This window comes from Arthrobacter sp. UCD-GKA, assembly GCF_001863355.1.
Classification (GTDB): domain Bacteria; phylum Actinomycetota; class Actinomycetes; order Actinomycetales; family Micrococcaceae; genus Paeniglutamicibacter.
In genome coordinates, this window is sequence record NZ_MOLR01000014.1 from 79,663 (window position 1) to 102,554 (window position 22,892).

General features: G+C 67.8%; 21 protein-coding genes. 8 read left to right on the forward strand and 13 right to left on the reverse strand.

Annotation, left to right across the window (positions count from 1 at the left end; genetic code table 11):
- Window positions 1–2: 2 nt before the first annotated feature.
- The 4 genes from BLJ79_RS19685 to BLJ79_RS19700 all read right to left on the reverse strand — a co-directional run bounded on the left by BLJ79_RS19685 (window position 3) and on the right by BLJ79_RS19700 (window position 4,796).
- Complete coding sequence (locus BLJ79_RS19685) at window positions 3–890, reverse strand: beta-keto acid cleavage family enzyme (RefSeq protein ID WP_071216478.1); 888 nt, start codon at window positions 888–890, stop codon at window positions 3–5.
- A complete protein-coding gene (locus tag BLJ79_RS19690; RefSeq protein WP_071216479.1) occupies window positions 887–1,765 on the reverse strand; it encodes a TetR family transcriptional regulator C-terminal domain-containing protein in 879 nt (292 codons plus the stop codon). The genes BLJ79_RS19685 and BLJ79_RS19690 overlap by 4 nt, the downstream gene beginning before the upstream one ends.
- A gap of 497 nt (window positions 1,766–2,262) precedes the next feature.
- A complete protein-coding gene (locus BLJ79_RS19695; RefSeq protein ID WP_071216480.1) occupies window positions 2,263–3,099 on the reverse strand; it encodes a PhzF family phenazine biosynthesis protein in 837 nt (278 codons plus the stop codon).
- A 152-nt stretch (window positions 3,100–3,251) separates the two neighbouring features.
- Window positions 3,252–4,796, reverse strand: a complete 1,545-nt coding sequence (locus tag BLJ79_RS19700; protein WP_071216481.1) for a DUF4357 domain-containing protein — start codon at window positions 4,794–4,796, stop codon at window positions 3,252–3,254.
- A 308-nt stretch (window positions 4,797–5,104) separates the two neighbouring features.
- Here BLJ79_RS19700 and BLJ79_RS19705 point away from each other — a divergent pair, with 308 nt between their 5' ends.
- Window positions 5,105–5,740 (forward strand): dihydrofolate reductase family protein, encoded by a 636-nt coding sequence (locus BLJ79_RS19705; protein ID WP_071216511.1) that lies wholly within the window; start codon window positions 5,105–5,107, stop codon window positions 5,738–5,740.
- A 112-nt stretch (window positions 5,741–5,852) separates the two neighbouring features.
- Here BLJ79_RS19705 and poxB read toward each other — a convergent pair whose 3' ends face one another.
- Window positions 5,853–7,577, reverse strand: coding sequence for a ubiquinone-dependent pyruvate dehydrogenase (gene poxB / locus BLJ79_RS19710; protein ID WP_071216482.1), 1,725 nt, complete (start codon window positions 7,575–7,577; stop codon window positions 5,853–5,855).
- 193 nt (window positions 7,578–7,770) lie between these two features.
- On the opposite strand from poxB, the gene BLJ79_RS19715 reads away from it, so the two are divergent.
- The gene (locus tag BLJ79_RS19715) at window positions 7,771–8,601 is read left to right on the forward strand and encodes a thioesterase family protein (RefSeq protein WP_083411492.1); all 831 of its coding nucleotides are present in this window, start codon (window positions 7,771–7,773) and stop codon (window positions 8,599–8,601) included.
- Here the strand turns inward: BLJ79_RS19715 and BLJ79_RS19720 are convergent.
- Together BLJ79_RS19720 and BLJ79_RS19725 are read right to left on the reverse strand one after the other, a co-directional pair.
- Window positions 8,570–10,207 (reverse strand): S53 family peptidase, encoded by a 1,638-nt coding sequence (locus tag BLJ79_RS19720; RefSeq protein ID WP_071216483.1) that lies wholly within the window; start codon window positions 10,205–10,207, stop codon window positions 8,570–8,572. The genes BLJ79_RS19715 and BLJ79_RS19720 overlap by 32 nt on opposite strands.
- Window positions 10,208–10,307: 100 nt before the next feature.
- Window positions 10,308–10,937, reverse strand: a complete 630-nt coding sequence (locus tag BLJ79_RS19725; protein ID WP_139194978.1) for a hypothetical protein — start codon at window positions 10,935–10,937, stop codon at window positions 10,308–10,310.
- 397 nt (window positions 10,938–11,334) lie between these two features.
- On the opposite strand from BLJ79_RS19725, the gene BLJ79_RS19730 reads away from it, so the two are divergent.
- On the forward strand, window positions 11,335–11,835 hold the full coding sequence (locus BLJ79_RS19730) for a hypothetical protein (RefSeq protein WP_071216485.1): 501 nt from the start codon (window positions 11,335–11,337) through the stop codon (window positions 11,833–11,835).
- On the opposite strand, the gene BLJ79_RS19735 is transcribed toward BLJ79_RS19730, so the two are convergent.
- Window positions 11,832–12,443 carry a uridine kinase family protein gene (locus BLJ79_RS19735; protein WP_071216486.1) on the reverse strand — a complete coding sequence of 204 codons (612 nt, stop codon included), beginning with the start codon at window positions 12,441–12,443 and terminating at the stop codon, window positions 11,832–11,834. The two genes, BLJ79_RS19730 and BLJ79_RS19735, sit on opposite strands and share 4 nt — an antisense overlap.
- Window positions 12,444–12,480: 37 nt before the next feature.
- On the opposite strand from BLJ79_RS19735, the gene BLJ79_RS19740 reads away from it, so the two are divergent.
- On the forward strand, window positions 12,481–13,218 hold the full coding sequence (locus tag BLJ79_RS19740; RefSeq protein ID WP_071216487.1) for a lipoate--protein ligase family protein: 738 nt from the start codon (window positions 12,481–12,483) through the stop codon (window positions 13,216–13,218).
- Window positions 13,219–13,239: 21 nt separating this feature from the next.
- On the opposite strand, the gene BLJ79_RS19745 is transcribed toward BLJ79_RS19740, so the two are convergent.
- Window positions 13,240–13,539, reverse strand: a complete 300-nt coding sequence (locus BLJ79_RS19745; RefSeq protein ID WP_139194979.1) for a hypothetical protein — start codon at window positions 13,537–13,539, stop codon at window positions 13,240–13,242.
- A 39-nt stretch (window positions 13,540–13,578) separates the two neighbouring features.
- Entirely contained in the window at window positions 13,579–14,307 is a 729-nt protein-coding gene (locus BLJ79_RS19750; protein ID WP_071216489.1) for a GntR family transcriptional regulator, read from the reverse strand.
- A 132-nt stretch (window positions 14,308–14,439) separates the two neighbouring features.
- On the opposite strand from BLJ79_RS19750, the gene BLJ79_RS19755 reads away from it, so the two are divergent.
- From BLJ79_RS19755 to BLJ79_RS19770, 4 genes are all read left to right on the forward strand, one after another.
- Window positions 14,440–17,337 (forward strand): FAD-binding and (Fe-S)-binding domain-containing protein, encoded by a 2,898-nt coding sequence (locus BLJ79_RS19755; protein ID WP_502686116.1) that lies wholly within the window; start codon window positions 14,440–14,442, stop codon window positions 17,335–17,337.
- A 108-nt stretch (window positions 17,338–17,445) separates the two neighbouring features.
- Complete coding sequence (locus BLJ79_RS19760; protein ID WP_502686117.1) at window positions 17,446–18,228, forward strand: SDR family NAD(P)-dependent oxidoreductase; 783 nt, start codon at window positions 17,446–17,448, stop codon at window positions 18,226–18,228.
- Complete coding sequence (locus BLJ79_RS19765; RefSeq protein ID WP_071216491.1) at window positions 18,228–19,349, forward strand: zinc-binding dehydrogenase; 1,122 nt, start codon at window positions 18,228–18,230, stop codon at window positions 19,347–19,349. The genes BLJ79_RS19760 and BLJ79_RS19765 overlap by 1 nt, the downstream gene beginning before the upstream one ends.
- A gap of 223 nt (window positions 19,350–19,572) precedes the next feature.
- Entirely contained in the window at window positions 19,573–20,610 is a 1,038-nt protein-coding gene (locus tag BLJ79_RS19770; RefSeq protein ID WP_071216492.1) for a phosphotransferase, read from the forward strand.
- Window positions 20,611–20,688: 78 nt separating this feature from the next.
- Here the strand turns inward: BLJ79_RS19770 and BLJ79_RS19775 are convergent, their stop codons facing one another.
- The 3 genes from BLJ79_RS19775 to BLJ79_RS19785 form a co-directional block, all read right to left on the reverse strand.
- A complete protein-coding gene (locus BLJ79_RS19775; protein ID WP_071216493.1) occupies window positions 20,689–20,925 on the reverse strand; it encodes a hypothetical protein in 237 nt (78 codons plus the stop codon).
- Window positions 20,926–21,100: 175 nt separating this feature from the next.
- The gene (locus tag BLJ79_RS19780) at window positions 21,101–21,730 is read right to left on the reverse strand and encodes an MBL fold metallo-hydrolase (RefSeq protein ID WP_071216494.1); all 630 of its coding nucleotides are present in this window, start codon (window positions 21,728–21,730) and stop codon (window positions 21,101–21,103) included.
- Window positions 21,730–22,815, reverse strand: coding sequence for an S-(hydroxymethyl)mycothiol dehydrogenase (locus tag BLJ79_RS19785; RefSeq protein ID WP_071216495.1), 1,086 nt, complete (start codon window positions 22,813–22,815; stop codon window positions 21,730–21,732). The genes BLJ79_RS19780 and BLJ79_RS19785 overlap by 1 nt, the downstream gene beginning before the upstream one ends.
- Between the last annotated feature and the right edge of the window lie 77 nt (window positions 22,816–22,892).

Sequence of the window (22,892 nt, forward strand, 5' to 3'; positions counted from 1 at the left end):
GCCTAGGCCGCCTTGTCGAGCTTGAGGATTTCACGGGCTTCGTCGGGGGTGGCCACGGAGTGGCCCATCGACTCGACGATGTCGATGGCGCGCGCCGTCAGTTGCGCGTTGGTGGCCTTCACGCCGCGCGAGAGGTAGAGGTTGTCCTCGAGGCCGACGCGGACGTGGCCGCCGAGCAGCACCGATTGGGCGACCCAGGGCAGCTGGTTGCGGCCGATGGCGAACGAGGTGAACTCGGCGCCGGCGGGCAGCATGTTCACCATGGCCTGGAGCAGGCCGGAGTCGACCGGGGCCCCGTAGGGGATTCCCATGCACAACTGGTACAGCGGCGGGGGAGCGATGAGCCCCTCCTCGACCATGACGTTGGCAAACCAGAGGTTGCCGGTGTCGAAGATTTCCATTTCCGGCTTCACCCCCAGTTCCCGGATCCGCGCCGCGCCCTCGCGCAGCATGTCGGGGGTGCTGACGTAGAGCTGGGAGCCTTCGCCAAAGTTCAGCGAACCGCAGTCGATGGTGCAGATTTCGGGGCGAAGTTCCTCCACGTGTGCCAGTCGCTCGAGTCCGGAGACCAGGTCGGTTCCGGGCAGGTGCACGGTGGGGTTCGACGCGTCGATGAACAGGTCCCCGCCCATGCCGGCGGTCAGGTTGATGACCGGGTCCACGTCGGAGGCCGCCACCTGGCGGACCACCTCGCGGTACAGGGCCACGTCGCGCGAGCCCTGCCCGGTGGCGATGTCCCTGACGTGGATGTGGACCACGGAGGCCCCCGCCCTGGCGGCCGCGATGGCGTCGGCGGCGATCTGGTCCGGCGTGACCGGGACGTGCTCGCTGCGCGAGGTGGTGTCCCCGGCGCCGGTCAGGGCGCAGGTGACAATGATCTTGCGGCTCATGGTGTGGCTCCTTGCTTCTTGATGATGTTTCTGTCGATGTACCCGCACACATTTGCGAACATCTGACTCGAAGTCAGTTGGCCGGTCAGCACTTGGATGCCCATCCCGTCAAACATGGCGGTCAGTTCGGCGGTGAGGGTGGACGGATCGTGGTCTATGAAGTGACCGGTTGCCTGGCCGCTGGCGATGGTTTCCCGCACCGTCGTCACCCACCGCCGGTACCCGCCGGAGTGGGTGTCCAGGCCCTCCTCGTTGACGGCCAGCTTGGTCCAGGTCTGCATCCAGATCGACCATTCGGCGCGGCCCTCCAGGCCCAGCGGCAATTGCAGTTCAATCAGCCGCTTGAGCCGGCTCACGGGATCGGAGATGGGTTGAAGTTCGGCGACCTGGCGGTCGTAGGCGAGCTTCACCGAATAATGCAGTGTTTCGGCGAAGAGTGCCTGCTTGGTCGGGAAGTAGTAGTGCACGGTCGGCGTGCTGATCCCGACATCCTTCGCGATGTCGGCCATGCGGACCGCGGCAAAGCCCTGCTGGGCGAAGAGCCACCAGGCGCGCTTGATGATGCTGCGACGGCGCTGGGCATGCTTTTCGTCCTCCCGGTGCCGGGCCGGAAGTATCCCGGGCGAGGGTACCGCCGAGGGTGCCGGCGCCGAGTCCGAGCCGGTGATCAGCCAGTTGGCCGTGACGCCGGTGACGGTGGCCAGCGCCACGATTTCCTCGCTGGTGAATTTCCGTGTCCCGCGCAGGGACTTGGACAGCTTGGATTCCTCGAAGCCGGTCAGCTTCGATATTTCGCGCTGGGGCAGGCCGGTGTTGCGAATGGCCTCACGGGTACGGTCGGCAATTGCAGATGGGCGCGTGTCGGGTTCGTGCATCCTGCCACACTAGGCCAAGGTTTGCGCTTTCCGCAATAGAACTGACTGCAAGTCAGTTCAAAGTTGCGATTTTGTTGTCGGATTTTTGCTTAGTGGTGTTGCTTCTGGGGCGTGGCAAGGAACCACCGGGCGAATCTTTGTGGGACGCCGCCGCATGCCGCCGCCTGCTCGAAGATCCGGTGCAGGTAGGAGGCGGAGAAGGCCGGTCGGCATCAGGGTTCCTGCCGGTCGGTCACCGCGTCGATGTTGAAGTTGCCGTCGTTGGCCAGCGCCCCACACAGGGCCCCGGGAAGCTTCATGGGATTCGCCACCGGAGCCCGCGGGCTTGAGGGCACCCGATCGCCTGTTGCCTTCGGGGCGAGGCGCTCGGAAGGCTGGCCGGGAGCAATGCAGGGGGTGTTTCAGTGACCCGCCGGGCGGCATCCGGATGCAAAGAATGCTGGATTCACTTCATCGCGGGCAGGCCGCATGTGCACCGGGAATCCGCCTGCAGGCCTCTAGATCTCGATCGTGCCGGCGATGCAGCCCCGGGCGTTTCCGCCAACCCAGATGGCACCGTCTTCGACGTTGATGTGGATCAAGCCTCTGCGGCCGAGCACCTGCCCCTGGGAGGCCACATAGTTCCGGGGAGCGATGCCCGTATCGGTCAGCCATTGCGCAAAGCCCGCGTTCAGGCTTCCGGTCACGGGATCCTCCCACACCGCCTCTCCTCCAAAGAAGGCGCGCACCTCGAATTGCGACTCGGACCCGGCTGCATGCGGACCGATCACGCCGATTTCGAGATCGTCCAGTTTTCCGGGATCGGGACGCAATGCCAGCACGGCCTCCGCGGAGCGAAGGCGTACGCCCAGCCACCTGGGGCCGTTGACCAGCCACGAAGAATCAAGGATGTCTGCGCGCGGGATCTCCAGGGCCTTGGCAACACGGTCGAGGTCGACTTCCGTGACGGCAGCGTATCGGGTCAATGGCGGAGCCTCGAATGCCATGCGCCCCTCGGCAACACGCACCCGCACCAACCCTGCGGCGCACTCCTGCACAACCAGCCCGTGCGCGGGCACGGTGCCGCCGGCATCGAGCCAGGCCCTGGCCGAACCCAGTGTCGGGTGCCCGGCAAATGGCAGTTCTTCCTTGGCGGTGAAGATCCGGACCCGGTAGTTGGCCTCGGGATCTTCAGGGGGGAGCAGGAAGGTGGTCTCGGAGAGGTTGGTCCAGTTCGCAAACTGTTGCATGTCTTTGGTGCTCAGCCCTGCGGCATCATGCACCACGGCCAGCGGGTTTCCCCGGTATGGTGCTGCTGAGAAGACGTCAACCTCGCTGTACCGGCGCATTTCCATTCCGCAAATTTAGCAGGAATCCCAGTGGACGCCATGTTTTCAAAGCGGCCGCGTCCACAGGTGAGCGTCGATGGCGGGTATTGCCCGGGGGCCGGGTTCCCGGGATTCGGGGTGAACCCTGCCGGGGCCGGAAGGGATGCATGGAGTCGCCGTCAGGACGCTTGGCCGTCCGGCGGCCGACCGTGGTGGCCAACGCGCACCCACGCCGGACCGCCGACGGCCTTGGCGCGAATGGCCCGCGTGGCAGCGGCGAGCGACACGAAGGCGTGGTCCTCGGCGAAGGCCAGGTAGCCGCTGTCCGGCTGGGCCACGAGGACCCCGGAGGAGAGCAGCTCCCTGCGGAATTCGTTGGTTCGCACGGAAACGCTTGCATGCGACCGTGCCCGGGCCAGCGAGCCCTTGAGCACCACGGCGGTGCCGTCTGGCAGGACGACCGCCTCCGCATGAAGGCCGCCGGCGGAGCCGAGCTCGTGGGTGGCCGTTCGCGTTGCGGGGATGGGCCCGGGCTGTCGTGGGGCGGCTGGGGACGCGAGCTGTTTTGTCTCGAGGTGATCGGCGGTGAGCCGGAGAAGCTCGGCGGTCAGGTTGCTGCGTGAGCGCATCAGGATGATGAAACTGATCACGAACGTCAGCAACAGGGGGAGTGACGCTGCGATCCAGGCGATCTGGCCGCCGTACGGCGTTTCGAGGGAATCGGGGTGCAGCGCCCCGATCGTGGGGACCAGGGCAATGACGGAGATGACCAGTCCGATCGCACCGTAGGCGTATGACTTCTGCCGGTCGAAGCGGTCGCGGAGCTTGTGGATCCGCTCTTCCTTCCGTGCACGTGCTGCATCCCGGGCCCTGCGCGCCTCGGCTTCGGCGCGCCGCTGCCGTTCCGCCGCCTCGCGTTCCTCTTCGAGCGACCCTTCCCGCTGTTGCGCCAGCGCTTGTTGAAGCACGGGGATGACGGTTGTGGCATCGGCATGGAGCCGGCGCAGTTGCCCGACGAGCGGCCCGACCGGGTCGGATAACGTCCCGGGCGCCGGTACCTGCGTGCCGACGGAGACGTAGGTGCTGGTGATTCGGTGGAGCAGCGCGGTTCCCGACACCTGCCAGAAGGTGAATTCGGCCTCGTCGCCAGCGGCGGGACCCTCGGCCCAGCTGCGCAGCCCCTGGGCCAGCCGGTTCACGTTGGCCTCAAGCCCGAGCCGAAGGATTGCGGGGTACTCATGGCTCGCGGATTCGATGCGGCTGAAGGAAGCGACGGGCCGGCCCGGCGCGGGGGAATCCACCAAAAGGCCGGCCCAGTCCCACAAACAGTCCCCGTCGGCCTGCTGCGCCCCGTCCCGATGCGGTGCAGCGAGCGGGAACCGGGGGAAGATGTCCGGAAGCCTCATCCCTCCGGCCCCGCTTCCCTGGAGCAGGGAAGCGATGGTTTCGGCGAGCTCGCCGCGCGTGATTTTCTCCGGGGACGGCGGGGCCGTGGTTCCGGTGGACTCGATCGTGACGACCGGGCAGCACCCCTGGATCCACCAAAGTTCAAGGGTCAGGGCCTCCGGGGTTCCGGCGGCCGGGAAGGAACGTTGGGCACTCGGCAGGTCGGAGTCGCTGGAACCCGGGAACGAGGAGAAGGGAATCGGATCGGTCCGGGTCCCGAGCGGTGCGTGCCCGAGGTCGGGATCGTGCTCGAGATCCACTGCAAAGGCGATTTTCATGGTCCCCCACCTGCGGTTGATGTTTAGAACATCCTAGTGGGGAACCATTTCTTAGGTGGCAAGCACTGCCTTGCCGTGCCTGGCGGGATTTTCACGGTGCGGTTGCCTGGATGGTTGGCGGAACTGGCCAGGGCGGATCCTTCCATTGAACTTCGATGGGCCCGGGCCTAGCATTGCTGGCACGGGCACCGATGCAGCACCCGGCAGGCGCGGTGCCGGTGGAGCCCGGAAACGAACCGGCTGTCCTCGGCAGATCCTCGGCAGAGGGGCCGGCAGAGGAATGCGTCGATCGGATCGGGGAGAGCGTCATGGGCGGGACTGCGGCAGGGGCGTCGGCGGCGGAGCTGATGGTGGACCTGATTATTTCCCTGGACGGGTATGCCTCCGCCGAGGGATGGCCCGGTTGGTGGGGCCTGGAGGCACCGGAATACCTCGCCTGGCTCGAACGGGAAGGGCAGAAGCAGCACACCTACCTCCTGGGGGCGAACACCTACCGGCTGATGTCCGCCATGTCGGCGGAGGCGGCGACCGCGGATTCCGGATTCTCCGAGACCGAAGCCGCCAGCCTGACGGGCCTTGCCGGGGTTCCCAAAGTCGTCTTCTCCTCGTCCCTGCGGGCACCCCTGAACTGGCCGAATTCGAGACTGGTGGGCGGGGACGCGGTCGAGGCCGTGGCCGAGATGAAGCGGAGCGGAAACGGACCGATGAGCACCCTCGGGAGCCTCAGCCTGAGCCGGTCGCTACTGGCAGCGGGCCTCGTGGACCGGTTCCGGTTGGTCATCTTCCCGGTGATCACGGGCCGGACCGGCAAGGAACGCATCTATGACGGGTATCCGGACGTGGCACTCGAGATGGTGGACAGCAGGACCTTCGACGGACGGCTTCAGCTGCTCGAATACGTCCCCACCGTGCTCAGCAGTCCGCCGGGCACCGCACCGAAGTAAGCCCGTCCGCCGCGGGGCCGTCATGGACGGTCTCTCCTTGTGGCCAACGCCGACCCCGTTCGGCAGGAGTCGGAGGACGCGGTTGCGGCGCTGCGCCCCGGGCCCCCGCGGGCTAGAAGAGCTGGCGCCAGTTGGTGGCAGCCAGATCCAGCAGTTCGTCTCCCTTGCCTGACATCACGGTCCGGATTGCATAGAGCGCGAAGCCCTTGGCCTGCTCCGCGGTGATGGCCGGCGGCATCGACAGTTCCTGCCGGTCGGTCACCACGTCGATGAGGGCCGGGCCCTCATGGGCCAGCGCCTCGCGCAACGCCCCTGGCAGGTCCTTGGAATTCTCCACCCGGAAGCCGCGGATTCCCAGTGCCGTGGCGACGTCGGCGAAGTTCGGGTTTTCGAGGTCGGTGGCGAAGGTGACGAAGCCGGCCGCCTTCATCTCCAGCTCCACGAAGTTCAGCGACGAGTTGTTGAAGACCACGATCTTCACCGGCAGCTTCGACTGGACCAGGGTGAGCAGGTCGCCCATGAGCATGGCGAGTCCGCCGTCGCCCGAGAGCGTCACGACCTGCCGCTCCGGGTGCGTGGCCTGGACCCCGATGGCCTGCGGGATCGAATTGGCCATGGAGCCGTGGCTGAAGGACCCGAGCAGCCGGCGCTTGCCGTTCATGGTGAGGTACCGGGCGGCCCAGACGACCGGGGAGCCGACATCGGCCAGGAACACCGTGTCTTCGTCGGCCAGCTCGTCCAGGGTGCGGGCCAGGTATTGCGGGTGGATCCTGGTGCCCTTGCGCGTCGGCGTGGCCAGGTCGTCGAGCTTCTCGCGGGTCTTGCGGTAGTGCTTCTGCGCGTCGGCCAGGTGCGTGGTGTCGGTCTTCCGCTCAAGCAGCGGCGCCAGGACCTCCAGGGTGTCGGCCACCGTGCCGACCAGGCCCGCGTCGATCTTGGTGCGCCGGCCCAGCTGCTCCCCGCGCACATCGACCTGGATGATCTTCGCGTCCTGCGGGTAGAACTGCTGGTAGGGGAAGTCGGTGCCCAGCAGCAGGATGGTGTCCGCCGCGTCCATGGCCCGGTACCCGGAGGCGAACCCGAGCAGCCCGGTCATCCCGACGTCATAGGGGTTGTCGTACTCGATGTGCTCCTTGCCGCGCAGCGCATGCACCACCGGAGCGCCGAGCAGGTCGGCAATCTGCATGACCTGCGCGTGGGCACCCGCCACGCCGGCGCCGGCCAGGATGGTGACCCGCCGGCCCGCGTTGAGCAGGCCGGCTGCAAGGGCCAGGTCCTCGGGGTGGGGGAGCACCGCGGAGCGGCTGGCGGTGATCACGGAGGTCCGGGTGCCGGTTGCCTGCGCCAGGGCGACGTCGCCGGGCACCACCAGCACCGCCACGCCGCGGCGCTCGATCGCGGTCCGCATGGCGATTTCCAGCAGGCGCGGCATCTGGTCCGGGGTGGAGACGACCTCGCAGAACACGCTGGCCTCGCGGAAAAGCTCGGCCGGGTGGGTTTCCTGGAAGTAGTTGCTGCCGATCTCGGAGCTGGGGATGTGGGCGGCGATGGCCAACACCGGGACCCGGTTGCGGTTCGCGTCGTAGAGGCCGTTGATTAGGTGCAGGTTTCCCGGCCCGCAGCTTCCGGCGCACACGGCCAGGTTCCCGGTCATCTCCGCCTCGGCCCCGGCGGCGAACGCGGCGCTTTCCTCGTGCCGCACACCGAGCCAGGAGACGGATCCGTCCTTGCGCATGGCATCGGTCAGGCCGTTGAGCGAGTCCCCGGCCACCCCGTAGATCCGTTTGACCCCGTTGGCCTTGAGGGTGGCGATCATGTTTTCGGCGACAGTGCCCATCGGTATCTCTTCCTGCTGGTCGGGACGATTGTTCCCCACCCTATGCGGGCGGCGCGGGGCCCGCCAAGGGGGCGGTGCCGGCCACCGGGATTCCTGGCCCGGCCCGGATTGTGGTCCGGGTCGCATTGCTGGCTAAGCTGAATCCCGGAAACACGGTGGCGACGTCGCCACGGGAACAAGGGAACCAAGGACCATGACGCATACGGCTGCCGAGCAGAACCTTCCGGAACTCGCGGTGGGCGAGTTCTATTACGAGCCAACAGGGGAGGGCACCTACCGGTCCACGGTGCACGCCCAAGGCGCCTGGAACCCGCATGAGCAGCACATGGCCCCGGCCACCGGGGTGCTGGTGCACGAACTGGAACTTTTCGCCCCGCGCAGCGACATGCGCATGGCGCGGGTGTCCCTGGACATCTACGGGATCATCCACGGCGGGGAATTCGAGGTCAAAACCCGCATGCTCCGCCCGGGCCGGACCATCGAGCTGATCGAGGCGGAAATGGTTTCGCGCGGCCGCACCTGCATCGTCGCCCGCGGCTGGAGGCTCACGACACTGGACAGTTCCGCGGTGGCAGCCACCGAGGATGCCGCGGTGGTGCACCCCGAGGAGCTTGAGGCCTTCGCCGGCATGACGCCGTGGCCCGGCGGGTACATCGAGGGCCTGGAATTCCGCGGCGCGGACGGCCACCGCCCGGGCAGGGGCATCGTGTGGATGCGCAACAACTTCGAGATGGTGGCCGGAACGCACACCTCGGACCTGGTGCGGCTGCTGGGCATGGTCGACACAGCCAACGGAGTGGCGCCCCGCGTGGAACCGGGACCCGAATCCTGGATGTTCCCGAACGTCGACCTGCAGATCCACATGCATCGCGGGCCGGTGGGCCAGTGGCTCGGGATCCAGGCCCAGCAGACCTACGGCACCGATGGCATCGGGCTGACCAGCGCGGTGCTGCACGATGTGCACGGGCCCTTCGGGCGCAGTGAACAGATCCTCACGGTGCGTCCGGCCCCGGTGCAGAAATAGCGGCAACGGAACCGCGGATCCGAACGGCCAGGGCCGTGCCGATCGGCACCCCCAGGCCTGTGCAGGCATCCCAGCCGGCCGTGGCCAGGTAGGTTCCGTTGTTTCCGGCGATGATGTCGCGGAACCCGGAACCCGTGGTGCCCGCGGGCGCGGCCGCATAGAGGGCCGGTTGAAGCAGCCCGCCGCCGTGCCCGGAGGTCCCGGCCAGCCGCGCCAGCAATGCCGCCCAGAGCGGTGCGACGGCGCTGGTGCCGCCGATGACCATGTCGCTGCCGTCGATGCGCACCTTGTAGCCGGTCCGCGGGTCCGCCACGGCGGAGACGTCCGGAATGCCGCGTCCGTCCAGGGCCGTGGCGGGTGCGGTGCCGGTGGCCACGCTCAGGTGGCCCTGCCATGCCGGGACGTCGAAGGCATCCGAGACCCCGCCGCCGGTGGCAGAATGCGCCGAGTCGTTCCACACCGTTTCCGAGGCCGCTTTCCCGGTGAGCGGATCCGCCAGCAGGCTCGTGCCCCCGCATGCCAGGGCGTGCGGGCTGGAGGCGGGGAAATCTGCATGGTTCTTCCCGTCGGGCACGTTGTCTGCGCTGCCGTTGTCGCCCGCGGCCGCTGTCACCGTGGCTCCCAGCAGCGTGGCGTCGACGAAGGCCTCGTCCATTTGGGTGCGGGCCTGCTCCGTCCATTGGTCCTCTGACTGCCCCCAGCTGATGCTGATTGCCGCCGGGGTGGGGGAATCGTGGGCAGCCCGGGCCACGGCGTCGATGAACCCGGCGTCGGTGTTGGGGGCAAAATAGACCTTGATCTCCGCCTTCTGGGCCAGGGCCCCGGCGACCTCGATGTCCAGCAGCACCTCTCCGTCGGCGCCCTGCGGGTCTGCTCCGGGCACGTTCGAGGCCCCGTCGACACCGATGGCGGTGACCTTCGGAACCGGGATGCCGAGGGAGGAGAAATAGGCTTGCAGGTCGGCCATCCCGTAGCCGCCGCCAAGTTCGACGATGGCGATCACCGTTCCGTTGCCGTCGGCTCCTGCGGGGAAGTCGTAGATGCGGGCCAAGTCGAGCGGGGTGTAACTGGCGCTTTGGGTGGCTGCCGGGGAGAAATGAAACCGGGGACGGGCCGCGGGCCTGTCATCGAGTCCGAGCACCGCGGTGATGATTCCATCCAGCTCCGCAGGGACGGACAGGCCGCCGGTGCGGCGGCGCCGCGGTGCGGGGGCGTTGCCCTGGAGGATTTCCACCCGGGTGCCGAAGATCGCCGCCAGGGTCCCGGTGGTTCCTCCGACTCGAAGGCAGCGCGTTTGGGGATCGGCGTGGATGATCCGGGCGCCCAACGCGCTCAGGGTTCGGGTGGCCAGCTCGATGTCCGCGGGATCTGCTCCGTGGCCGGTTCCGGGGTCGCCGTCCGGCGGGCCGCCGGGAAGATGCTGTTCGGGAACCGGCCGCCGGCGGCGCAGGTAGATGCTGATCTCGATTTCCTGGCCATCGGGAGCCGGGACGCGCAGGCCCGGCGTGGCGGCGGGTCCGGGCTCGGGGCCGCGTTCGCTGCCCTGAAGCGGAACGAAGGCCGGTGAATCCTTGGAATGGCGGGAGTGGTTGGCGTCGGTGCTCATGGTGTTGACCGTTTCGGGCTGCAGGGGGGATGGACGGGGTTGCCAAGCTCAAAGATTCCATCGCCGCTCCTGTCTTGATGCTACGACCGGGCGCGGGCTTTCAACAAGGTCGAAGCCGGTCCGCCGATTCGATGTGCAGGACGTTGTTCGGGATGCCTGCAGCGTCGCCGGGCATCCATTCAGCGGCCAGTTGGGCATGCCGGAAGGCGGCTTCCAGGTCGAGGACTGCTTGTCGGTAGTCGGCATCGGCCCCGCCCGACGCGTGTTCCTGACGGTGATGGCGGATGTCCTCGGCTGCAGCCAGTGCACGGACGAGGGCCGCGGTCGGCGGCTTGGAGACATCGTTCATTGACGGATGGTTGATGGCCGCCTCGGGATCCAGTTCGTAGCGGCTCCAGGCCCGGAGCACCCATTCGTGGCGTGCGGCCAGGGCCGAGTGCTCGGCCGCCAGGATCGACTCGTGTTCGGCGGCCACTCGGATCCGGAAGATGCGGCAGGAATATTTGTTTGCGGCCAGGACGGTACCTGCCACCGCGGCCAATGTTGCGACGCCGATCCATCGGTCGATCACGGTTGCACCAAGGACCAGCGGTGCCGCCACGCAGGCGCCGGTGAAGACGTACCAGAACCGGGCGTCGGGATCCTGCTCGGAAGCGGGGCGGGTGTTGACGATCCATGTCGTCAGGACGCCAGCGAGCATGGCCAGCGCTCCAAGGATTGGGGCGAGCACCACGCCACCTCCGGGTCCAGGGTCCGGACTCTTGGGATGCCGGGCCTCCTGCATCCATTGCAACCCGGCCCGCGGCATTGGTCAAGGGCCGGGAGCTGTACCGCCTTCGGACCTGGGTGGCACCACCAAGGCTTTTCATCCGAGCGGACTAGGTCAACCGGCCGCCGTGGCCGGAGACCCGCACGATGGGGCGATGGCACGGGACCGCAGGGGCTAGGTGTCCGAAGCTTGATGGCGGCGGCGGGCGGTCGCGGGGTTTGGCCGGTCCGGGGTTCTGCCTCCTCGCGGGCATCGGGAAGTGCTGCGCCACGCCGGCCCGGTAGCATCGGAGGTGCGATTCACCGCAGCTGCGGGAAAAAGCCAACAACAATCCCGCCGCCCAGATCCAAGGATTCCGATGAAGTTAGACAAAAAAGCGCTCAAAGACGATGGATTCGCAGGGTTCCGGCCCATCGAGGCCCTTGAAATCAACCGGATTCCGCAACACCAAGGCATCTTCGCCGTGTTGCGTCCTGCGGGATTTGAGCCGCGGTTCCTTGCCAAGAGCACCGCAGGGGTTTTCAAGAAGAAGAACCCCTCGCTGGCCAACGCCGAGTTGTCCGCCGCATGGGTGGCGGATGCGGAGGTGCTGTTCATCGGCAAGGCCGGCCCCGGAAGCAAGGGCAACCGCGGGCTGCGACGCCAGATCCAGGAATTCGTGGACTTCGGAAAGGGAAAGCCGCCGGGGCACTGGGACGGCCGACTGATCTGGCAGCTGGCCGAAGCGGGGTCCCTGCTGGTGGCATGGAAGGAACTGCCTGCGGAGGCGCTCAACGAAGCCCAAGCGAACTACCATGCGCAGTTCCAGGACCATTACGGGTGCTTGCCGTTCGCCAATCTTGTCCGGGCCCGCGCCTAGCCGGCCAACGACGCCAGCATCGCCTTGACGGACTTCTTCTTCATCGGGACGAACCCGGCGGCCAGGTGCCTGCCGCGGATTTGCCGGTCGGCACGGAACAGCGAGTAGCCGCGCTTGAGCAGGAACCCCAGCGGCTTGCGCCGCTCCTTGATGTCGCGCACGAAGCGGCGGATGGCCGTGGACAGCGGCGAGACCTCGATGTAGTACGCCTGGACGTCCACGCCGAGGCGCTGCAGTGGTCCCAAGATCTCGGACACGAAGATCCCCTCGGACAGCAGCGGGCCGCCATTGAGCTCGATCCCGCGCGTCCCGTCGTAGCTGGAGGTGCTGATCGAATAGTTGGGGACTTGGGTCTGCCCGGATTCCAGCAACTCAATCAAGGCATCGACGGCTTTGTCGCAGTTCCAGGTGCCCGGATGGTCCCAGTCGATTTCCCCGTATCCGGTCTGCGGCAACGGCGTCGCCGGGGTGTGCTCGGAGATCTCCCGGTAGAAGTTGTCCAGCTCCATGTGGGGTCGGCCGAAGCGGTGGGCCAGGTAGGATTTTCCGGATCCGGAGGCCCCTCCGAGCAGTATCAGGGGCGTTTGTTGTTTCGGCACGACACCCATTATTCCCTGCGGGGCATCCGGACCTAGAATCGTGCCCATGAGTCTTTGGAATCCCGATGCCGACCACGCCCTTCACGTACGCGTTGAGGAGTCGTCGGGCGACGCGGAGGCGGATCTGATGGCCGGGGTCGCGCTGCTGAACGCGGTGCGCGAGGGCAGCTTGCCGGCGACGCTGAGGATTTACCGCCCGAACCCGACGGTGGCCTTCGGGCAGCGCGACGTGCGACTGGAGGGGTACGCCCGGGCCGTTGCGGAATCCCTGGAGCAGGGTTTTGCCCCGGTGGTGCGCAAGGCAGGGGGACGGGCTGCGGCCTACCACTCGGGCACGGTGATCGTGGACCACGTCGAGCCGGCCGTCGAGGCCATGATGGGCCACCAGCACCGCTTCAAGGTTTTGGGCCAGCTCTACGCCGATGCCCTGCGAGCCTCGGGGATCGATGCACGGGTGGGGGAGATCCCCGGGGAATACTGCGCCGGCGACTACAGCGTCCACGGCATCCCCGGCGTTGGATCCATGGCGCGGAACCCCGTCAAGCTGGTGGGCACCGCCCAGCGGGTGGTGTCGGGGGCCTGGCTGTTTTCCAGCGTGTTCGTCATCGAGGATTCGGCACCGATCCGTGCGGTGCTGGATTCCGTCTACCGGGCCATGGGGATCGAGATGGACCCGGCCACCGTCGGTGCGGCAGATGATTTGCTGCCCGGCTACACCACCGAAGCCTTCACCAAGGACCTGCTGGCCGAATACGGACGCCACGCCGACCTGGTCGAAACCTAGGCAAAGCCGGAACCCGGTTGGTCAGCGGTTGCGCCGGCCCAGGATGAATCCCGCCCAGAGCGCGGACGCGCAGACGGCCATGGCGAGCAGGAGCCAGCCGGTGACCTGCGACGTGGTCAGGAAGTGCATGCCCGGCGCACCGGTGGCCTCGCCCACGGGTGCGTAGGCGAACCAGCCGAACGTGTCCGCCTCCCGGGGGCCGAGTGCGAAGACCAGGATTCCGGCGAGCAGCAGCAATCCAGCCAGGACCGCGGCGAACACCGGGAGCCTGGTCAGCTGTGCACGTGAGGGGACTTGCGAGGTGGGAGTGGTGTCGTCCATGGGCATCAGTATGCCATGGCCAAGTCCGATAAGCGCTGGTCAGTATCCGGTTGTGTATTCCCGCCAGAGCTCGTCGGGGTCAAGATCGAGGTGCTGGGCGGTGATGGCCTGGGATACCAGCAGCTGCCCGGTGCGGGTGAGGTGTTCGCGCATGGCGGCGGCTGCCTCCTGGCCCTTGCCGGCCTTGATGGCTTCGATGACGGGAGCGTGTTCGCCCAGGATCTCGGTGAGTGAGCGCTCCTTCCCGGCCGTTGAGACCCCCAGCAGCCGGGTGGAATCGCGCAGCCGGTTCACGATGCCGCGGCCGCGGTTGGAACCCGCGGCGCTCAGGATGGTGTCGTGCACCTGTTGGTCCAGGTCGAAGAACTCGTCGAGGGACCCGCGTTCGGCGGCCGAGCGCATGTGGGCCTCAAGGTCGTTGAACGTGGCAGCCAATGCGGGGGTGTTGGCATGGGCGGCTCGAAGCGCAGCCGGAACCTCGAGGGCCAGGCGCAGCGAGAAGATTTCCGCCACGTCGTGCGGGCTGGTGGGGATGACCCGGAATCCGCGGTTGCGCGAGAATTCGATCAGCCCGGCCTCTTCCAGGCGCAGCAGTCCGTCGCGGACCGGCGAGCGCGAGATTCCCAGCTGCTCGGCGAGCTGGTAGACGCTGTAGAGCCGTCCGACTTCCATCTCCCCGCTGCCCACGGAGTGGCGCACGTGGTTCATGACCTGGTCGGTCAGGGACTGCCCGAGTTGGGGCAAGGTGCGTGAATGGGGAATGGTCATGGTCTGATTCTCTCATTTTTCGGGCGCAAGCGGGCGGATGGGAGCTTCTGGCAGCAACCATATCGTTAATTGTACGTAACATGCTACTGTGGCTTCACGTGCCCCGGATGAGAGGTCCTTCCCATGGAAACCATGCCCACCACGGTTGATGCGGTTGCCGAGATGCGTTCGCGCTTGCGCACCGACATGGGAACGCGGGCCGCCTATGTCTCGGACGCCTCGATCTTCAGGCGTATCCCGGCAGCGGTGCTGGAGGTGCGCAGCGAGACGGACATCGCCCTGGCCCTGGCCTACGCACGCTCCGAGGGTTTGTCCGTCACCAGTCGCGGCGGCGGAACCTCGGTGGCTGGCAACGCGATCGGCGAGGGCTTGGTGCTGGACACCTCGCGCTACTTCAACAAGATCCTGTCGATCGACCCGGAGACACGCACCGCGCGCATCCAGCCCGGGGTCGTGTGCGACAAGCTCCGCGACGCGGCGGCGGAGTTCGGGCTGACCTACGGGCCCGATCCCTCCACCCACAGCCGCTGCACCGTCGGCGGCATGGTCGCCAACAACGCCTGCGGCTCCCACTCGCTGGCCTGGGGCACCGCGGCGGACAACGTCGAGTCCGTCAAGGTCATGTTCGCCGACGGGTCCACCGCAACCCTGGGCGCCAACGGAACCGACGACCATGAGCTGGATGTGGGGCTGAAGAAACTGCGCGATGCGAACCTCTCGGTGCTGCGCACCGAGCTCGGCCGCTTCCCCCGGCAGGTCTCCGGCTACGGGCTGCACCACCTGCTGCCGGAAAACGGGTTCAACACCGCCCGCGCCTTCGCCGGGACCGAGGGCACCTGCGGAATCATCACCGAGCTCACCGTGAAGCTGGTGGAAAAACCGCGGGCCACGGCCCTGGCGGTGCTAGCCTTCGCAACGGTCTTCGACGCCGCGGCGGCGGCCGCCACCATGCGCCGCCCCGGCATCACCACGGCCGAGGGCATGGGCGGGGACCTGCTCGACGCGTTGCGCTCGCGCCCCGGACAGGAACTGGCCGGATCCGACCTTCCCGGCATGGGCGGACCCTACGGGCGGATCGAGCGGGCAGGTGGCTGGCTGTTCTGCGAAACCGCGGGGGACACCCCCGAGGCGGCGCGGGCCCTTGCCGTGGCCCTGGCCAGCGAATGCTTGGCCGCGGAGTCGGTCAACGCCATTGACGCGGAAGTCGTCACGGATCCTGCAGCGGCCCGCACGCTGTGGCGGATCCGCGAGGCGGCCGCCGGCATCGTGACCCGGCTTCCGGACGGCGGCGAGGCCTGGCCCTCCTGGGAGGACTCGGCGGTGCCGCCCGAACACCTGGCCGATTACCTGCGCGACCTCTACGCGTTGATGGAGACGCACGGCCTGCGCGGAATCCCGTTCGGCCACTTCGGCGAGGGCTGCGTGCACGTTCGCATCTCCTTCAGCCTGGGCACCGAGGAAGGCGTGGCGGTCTTCCGCTCCTTCATGGAAGCCGCCGCACAAACCGTGGCCCGCTACGGCGGATCGCTCTCCGGGGAACACGGGGACGGCCGCGCACGCTCCGAACTGCTGGGCACCATGTACAGCGGGGCAGCGATGGGCGCCTTCAAGGACTTCAAGAACATCTTCGATCCCACCGGGCTGTTCAACCCCGGGGTGCTCATCGACCCCGAGCGGATCGATGACAGGCTGCGCCCCGGGCCCGGGCAGCGCACCTTCGAGCTCTCGCCGGTCCATGCGCTCTCCCGGGACAAGGGATCACTGCTCAACGCGGTGAACCGCTGCGTCGGGGTGGGGCTGTGCCGTTCCGACGAGGGGGCGATGTGCCCTTCCTTCCAGGGCACCGGAGATGAGGTGCACTCCACCCGGGGACGGGCCCGGGTGCTCTCCGAAATGTTCCGCGGCGAATCCCTGCCCTCTGCCTACCGCTCCGAGGAGGTCAGGGAGGCCTTGGACTTGTGCCTGTCCTGCAAGGCCTGCGCCTCCGAGTGCCCGGTCAACGTGGACATGGCCACGTACAAGTCCGAATTCCTGCACCGCTTCTACGCCAAGCGGCTGCGCCCCATGGCCCACTACACCATGGGCTGGCTGCCGGTCCTGACCCGGATCCTGCATGCGGTCCCCGGGGCGGCCGTTGCCGCCAACGCGCTGCTGCGGCTCAAGCCGGTGGAGAAGCTGGTGAAGAGGCTCGGCGGCATCGAGCCGACCCGCACCATGATCACCTTCGCCCCCGAATCCCTGCAGCGCTGGTTCGCCAAGCGCCCGAAGAGCACCGCCGCGGCCGGTGCCGCCGGCTCCACCGTGGTGCTCTGGCCGGATTCCTTCAACAACCACCTGGACACTTCCCCGGGCAAGGCCGCCGTCGAGGTGCTCGAGGCCTTGGGCTACACGGTCATCGTTCCCGACGGCTTCGTCTGCTGCGGGCTGACCTGGCACTCCACCGGCCAGCTGGAGGCCGCCCGCCGGGTCATCCGGCACACGCTGACGGTCATGGAACCGCTGCTGGATGTCGGCTACCCGGTCATCGGGCTAGAGCCCTCCTGCACCGTGATGCTGGGACACGAAATCACCGAGCTGCTCCCGGACGACCCACGCGCAGCCGCCCTGGCCGCCGCCGTGGTGCCTTTCGGCGACCTGGTCGCCGGACACCTGCCGGAGGACGGCAAACCCGGCGCCGCCTGGCCCTTCGGTGCGTTGGGCGCCGGGGCGGTCTCCCAGGTCCACTGCCACGAACGTTCCCTCGGTGACCACTCCGGAACCGCGAAGGTGCTGGCCTGCCTCGGCATCGACGAGCGGGAGATCGACACCGGGTGCTGCGGGCTGGCCGGAAACTGGGGCTTCGAGCCCGGGCACGCCGAGCTCTCCCGCTCCCTCGGCGAGCGCGAGCTCTTCCCGGCGATCCGCGGGCGGGCCGAGGGGGACCTGGTGCTGGCCGACGGCTTCTCCTGCCGCACCCAGATTTCCGAGGGCACCGACGCGCGGGGCATGCACCTGGCCCAGGTGCTCGCCGCGGCGCGGCTGGAGCCCTAGGCGCCGCACGCACACGCCCTGTGCGCGGGTGGGCATTGCGTGGCGGGAGGGACCGGGCAATACTCGGCCTAATGCACCGAGCATTGCCCGACCCCGGAGGTACACGACATGGCCGAGATGCCGGCACCCACGCACTATCCGCCCATGCTCACCGGACTGGCCGGCAAACGCGTCCTGGTCACCGGAGGTGCCGGGGGACTGGGCGCGGCCATGGCCCGCACGCTGGCCGGCCAAGGTGCACACCTGGTCGTTGCCGATCGCGACGGGGCCGCGGCCGACGCGCTGGCGCGGGAGATCAACGGGGAAACGTGGGAAATGGACTTCCTGGACACCGCCGCCCTCGAATCGCCGCGGCTGGAGGTGGACGTGCTCATCAACAACGCCGGGGTGCAAACCATCGCCCCGATCCAGGACTTCGAGCCCGCAGCCTTCCGCCGGATCCTCACCCTGATGCTCGAGGTCCCGTTCCTGCTCACCCGGGCGGCCCTGCCGCACATGTACCGGCAGGGATACGGGCGCATCATCAACATATCCTCCATCCACGGCCTGCGCGCCTCCGAATTCAAGTCGGCCTACGTGGCGGCCAAGCACGGGCTGGAAGGATTCTCCAAGGCCACCGCCCGGGAGGGCGGACCGCACGGGGTCACCAGCAATTGCGTCAACCCCGGCTACGTGCGCACCGCCATGGTCGAAGGACAGCTCAAGGACCAAGCCGCCACCCACGGGATCGGCGAGGGTGCCGTGCTGGAAACGGTTATGCTCGCCAGGAACGCGATCAAGCGGCTCGTTGAACCGCACGAGGTCGCAACGCTCGTTGCCTTCCTGGCCTCGGAGCAGGCCGCCATGGTCACCGGGGCCTCCTACGTGCTCGACGGCGGGTGGAACGCGTGATGCGCGCCGCGATCCTGCGCGAGCTGCCCGCCGGCGCGACCGTTCCCTACGCCCAAAGCCGCCCGTTGGGGATCGAGGAGCTTGACAGCCCGCGCCCGCGCGCCGGTGAGGTCGGGGTGGACATCATCCTCTCCTCGCTGTGCCACTCGGACCTCTCGGTCGTCAACGGCTCCCGTCCCCGGCCGTTGCCCATGGCCCTGGGTCACGAGGCCGTCGGCCGGGTCGCCAGCCTGGGCGAGGGGGTGAACCACCTGCAGGTCGGCGCCAAGGTCGTGCTGGTCTTCGTGCCCAGCTGCGGGGATTGCCGGGCCTGCGCGGCCGGGCGCCCGGCGCTGTGCCACCGGGCCGCGGCCAGCAACACCGACGGGAACCTGCTGCACGGCCCGGCACTGCTGCGGGGGCCACACGGGGAGCGGATCAACCACCACCTGGGCGTATCGGCCTTTGCCAGCCACGCGGTGGTGGCCGCCGAGTCACTGGTGCCCATCGACGATGACGTGCCCGACGAGGTCGCGGCCATGTTCGGCTGCGCCGTGCTCACCGGCATCGGCGCGATCCGCCACACCGCGCGGCTCGAGGCGGGCCAATCGGTGATCGTCTACGGATTGGGTGCCGTGGGGCTGGCGGCGGTCATGGGCGCGGCGCTCCAGGGCGCCGGCAGCATCATCGCCATCGACCCGAACACTGACAAGCACGCCCTGGCGCTGGCCTGCGGGGCCACGGCCGTCGGCACCCCCGAGGAAGCCGGCGACCTGGTCGCCGCGGCCACCGGCGACGGGGTCGACGTCGCGATCGAGGCCTCCGGCTCCGCGGCAGTGATCGGACAGGCCCTGGGTGTGCTGACCCGCGGCGGTGCGGTGGTCTGCGTGGGGCTGCCGCACCCGGAGGCGCAGCTGACCGTGCCGGCGCTGGGCTTCGCCGGGGCGGGAAAACGACTGCTGGGGTCCTACATGGGGGACGCCCGCCCGGCCGAGGACATCGTCTTTTACGTCCGGGCTTGGCGCGAGGGCCGGCTGCCGGTGCACCTGCTGCACACCGACACCCGCCCGCTGGACCGGATCAACGAGGCGCTGGACGCGCTGGCCGAGGGCAGGGTCATTCGCCGGCTGCTGGTGCCGTAGCACGGTAGGGGATGTGTCTGCGTCCCCACGTCGTCCGCACTGCGCCACGGCGCCCGCAGGAGTGTCCTTGGCGGCCGGAATGCCCGATAGGCGACTCGAGGCGGTTCGTTCGGGAGCACCGCCACCGCGACGATCCGCGCGTGGCAGCCTGACGCTCCAGCCGCCCGGGGCCGGAACCACCGATATGCCGAGCGCGGCAGGGGCCGGCCCGTAGGGTGAAGTCATGACGGCACGCATTGACAAGGCACGCAGGCTCTCCGACGTGCTCACAAGCCTCGACGATGCCGGTGTGCGGCGGCTCCTCGAAACCGCACAGCCCGTTGGCACAGGCATCGGGGGAACCACCAAGACGGCCAGCATCGGCGGAACGGCCGTGTTTGTGAAACAGCTCCCGCTGACCCGCAGCGAAGAGGCGGACCCGACCTCCACGGCCATCCGCCTCCGGCTTCCCTTCACCTGCCACTACGGGATAGGAAGCCCGACCCACGGAGTGGGCCGGGAGCTGGCGGCACACCAGGCGACCACCGGGTGGGTTCGCGATGGAGCGGCGGACTTCTTCCCGCTTTTGCTGGAGTGGAGAGTCATTGACCTGAAGTCCGCATCGGACCTGCATGAATTTGACGGCGATGCTCCGCAGCGCCGATGGGGGACTCATTGGCCGGAGGTCCAGCGGGAACTCACCGCGATGAAGGACGCAAGCAAGAGTATGGTGCTCTTCCTCGAGCACGTGCCGGAGACGTTGGGCGCCTGGCTGCGCAGGAGCCTGGCCGCCGGAACCGGGGCGAGCGTTTTCCCCGACGTGGTCGCCCAGCTCATGGAGGCCGCGGCATGGATGGATACGCAAGGGCTCCAGCACTTCGATGTGCATCCGGGCAACATCCTGGTGCACGAGGGCAGGCTGCTGTTCACGGACTTCGGCCTCGCGCTTTACCGCGGGTTCGAGCTCACCGTGGAGGAAAAAGACTCCATGGTCGCGCATGCAGGCTTTGACCGTGATACCGCCCTGATGCACCTGTTCCACTGGGTGCTTTTCGAACTCGGCCATACCTCCGGTGCGCAGCGCCTGAAACTGCTTCGTGCCGCTGCCGCCGACCCTGCCACGCAGGCGCTGGACCCGGTACGCGTGGCGCTCGGCGAAAGCGCCGACCTGATTGCCCGGCATGCGGCCGTCGCCGTCTACATTACCGAGATGTTCGGCATCCTCATGAACGATGCGTCCGCTACGCGATACGACAGCACGATCGGTGACCTGGGAGTTTGAAGCCCTTGCCATCCCGGGTCAACGGTATTTGCTGGTCTTTCGATATCCAGGATCCAAGTGCTTCCTCGCGGCTGCCGGTCAGAACAATGCGTCGGCGGTTCCGATGACGGCCGAGATGAGGAACGCCACCGCGCAGAAGATCAAGCACCAGGCCATGACTTGGAAGGACGCGAACACTCTCGCGACGCGGTTCCGAGGCAGCGGCTTTCCGCCACGGTGTGCAGGCTCCGAGCGGGTGGGCCGTTCCGTCCTGATGGAGTGGACAATGACCGCCGCAAGCACAACAAAAAGTACCCACGTGATGATCAGGTCCATTGCCTATGTCCTTCTCGGTAGTTGGGAGGATTCATCATGAGGCGGCCATCCGCCGGTCGCAGGCATCCAGGCAGAAGGCACCGGTCGCGACGGTTGCCTGTTCCTTGAACAAGGGTGTGGGCGGCGAAAACACGGAAACCGTGCCTTCGCCGCCCACACCGCGGATCAATGCCGGTCAGTGGCCGCGCTTGATCCACTCGTCCAGGTTCGGTGCCTCGGCACCGATCGTGGTGGCATCCCCGTGGCCGGTGTTCACCACGGTGCTCGCCGGCAGGGTGAGCAGGCGTTCGCGGATCGAGTCGATGATCGTCTCGAAGCTCGAATAGCTGCGCCCGGTGGCACCCGGGCCGCCGTTGAACAGCGTGTCCCCGGAGAACAGGGTGCCCAGCGATTCCACGTAGAAGCAGGTGGAACCGGGGGAGTGCCCGGGGGTGTGCAGGGCCACCAGCGTGGTGCCGGCAACCTCGAACTCCTGCCCGTCGGTGATCTCGTGGTCAGCGGTGGTTCCGGGGAACACGTTCTCCCAGAGCATCGTGTCGGCCGGGTTCAGGTGGATCGGTGCCTCGACCAGATCGGCGAATTCGCGGGCGTAGCGGATGTGGTCGTCGTGCCCGTGGGTCAGCAGCACGGCCTTGACCGCGCGGTTGCCCACGACTTCCTTGATTTTGGCCGGTTCGTGGGCCGGGTCGATCACGAAGACCTCATCCTGGTTCCCGATGATCCAGACGTTGTTGTCCACCTCCCAGGTGCCCCCGTCCAGGGAGAACGTGCCGGAGGTGACGATGTTTTGGATCTGTGCCGACATTAGAGTTCCACCACCGAACGCAGGACCTTGCCCTCGCCCATCTTGGTGAAGGCGGCCTCCACATCGCCGAGCTCGATGCGTTCGGAGACGAACGCATCCAGGTCCAGGCGGCCGAGCTTGTACTGCTCCACCAGCATCGGGAAGTCGCGCGAGGGCAGGCAATCGCCGTACCAGGAGGACTTCAGCGATCCGCCGTGGCCGAAGACATCCAGCAGCGGCAGCTCCAGCTTCATCTCCGGGGTCGGGACCCCGACCAGCACCACCCGTCCGGCCAGGTCGCGGGCGTAGAACGCCTGCTTGTAGGTCTCCGGGCGGCCCACGGCCTCGATGACCACGTCGGCACCGAAGCCGCCGGTGTGCGACTTGATGCCCTCGACCGCGTCGGTGGTCTTGGAGTTCACGGTGTGCGTGGCACCCATGTTCCTGGCCATGGCCAGCTTGTCGTCGTCGATGTCCACGGCCACGATGGTGGTCGCCCCGGCCAGCTTCGCCCCGGCGATCGCGGCAATGCCGACGCCGCCGCAGCCGATTACGGCCACGGACTCGCCGCGCTTGACCTCTCCGGTGTTCATGGCCGCACCGATGCCGGCCATGACTCCGCAGCCCAGCAGGCCCACGGCGGCGGCGTCGACATCCTCATCGACCTTGGTGCACTGGCCGGCGGCGACCAGGGTCTTTTCGGCGAACGCGCCGATGCCCAGGGCGGGGGAGAGCTCGGTGCCGTCCTCCAGGGTCATCTTCTGGGTGGCGTTGGCGGTGTTGAAGCAGTACTGGGCCTGGCCCTTGGCACAGGCGCGGCACTGCCCGCAGACCGCGCGCCAGTTCAGGATCACCCGGTCGCCGACGGCGACGTTGGCCACGCCGTCGCCGATCTTCGAGACCACACCGGTGGCCTCGTGGCCGAGCAGGTACGGGTAGTCGTTGCCGATCCCGCCGAGTTTGTAGTGCAGGTCGGTGTGGCAGACGCCGCAGGTGAGGATGTCAACGACAGCCTCGCCCGGACCCGGGTCCGGAACCACGATGGTCACCGTCTCGACGGGGGCGTCCTTGGCACGGACAATGACGGCCTGGACCTTTTGTGACATGTCACTCCATTCATGCGCGGTCGCAATCATGCGACGCAAAGCTTAACGAGGAAGGGGCGCCGTCCGCCTTTCGGCGA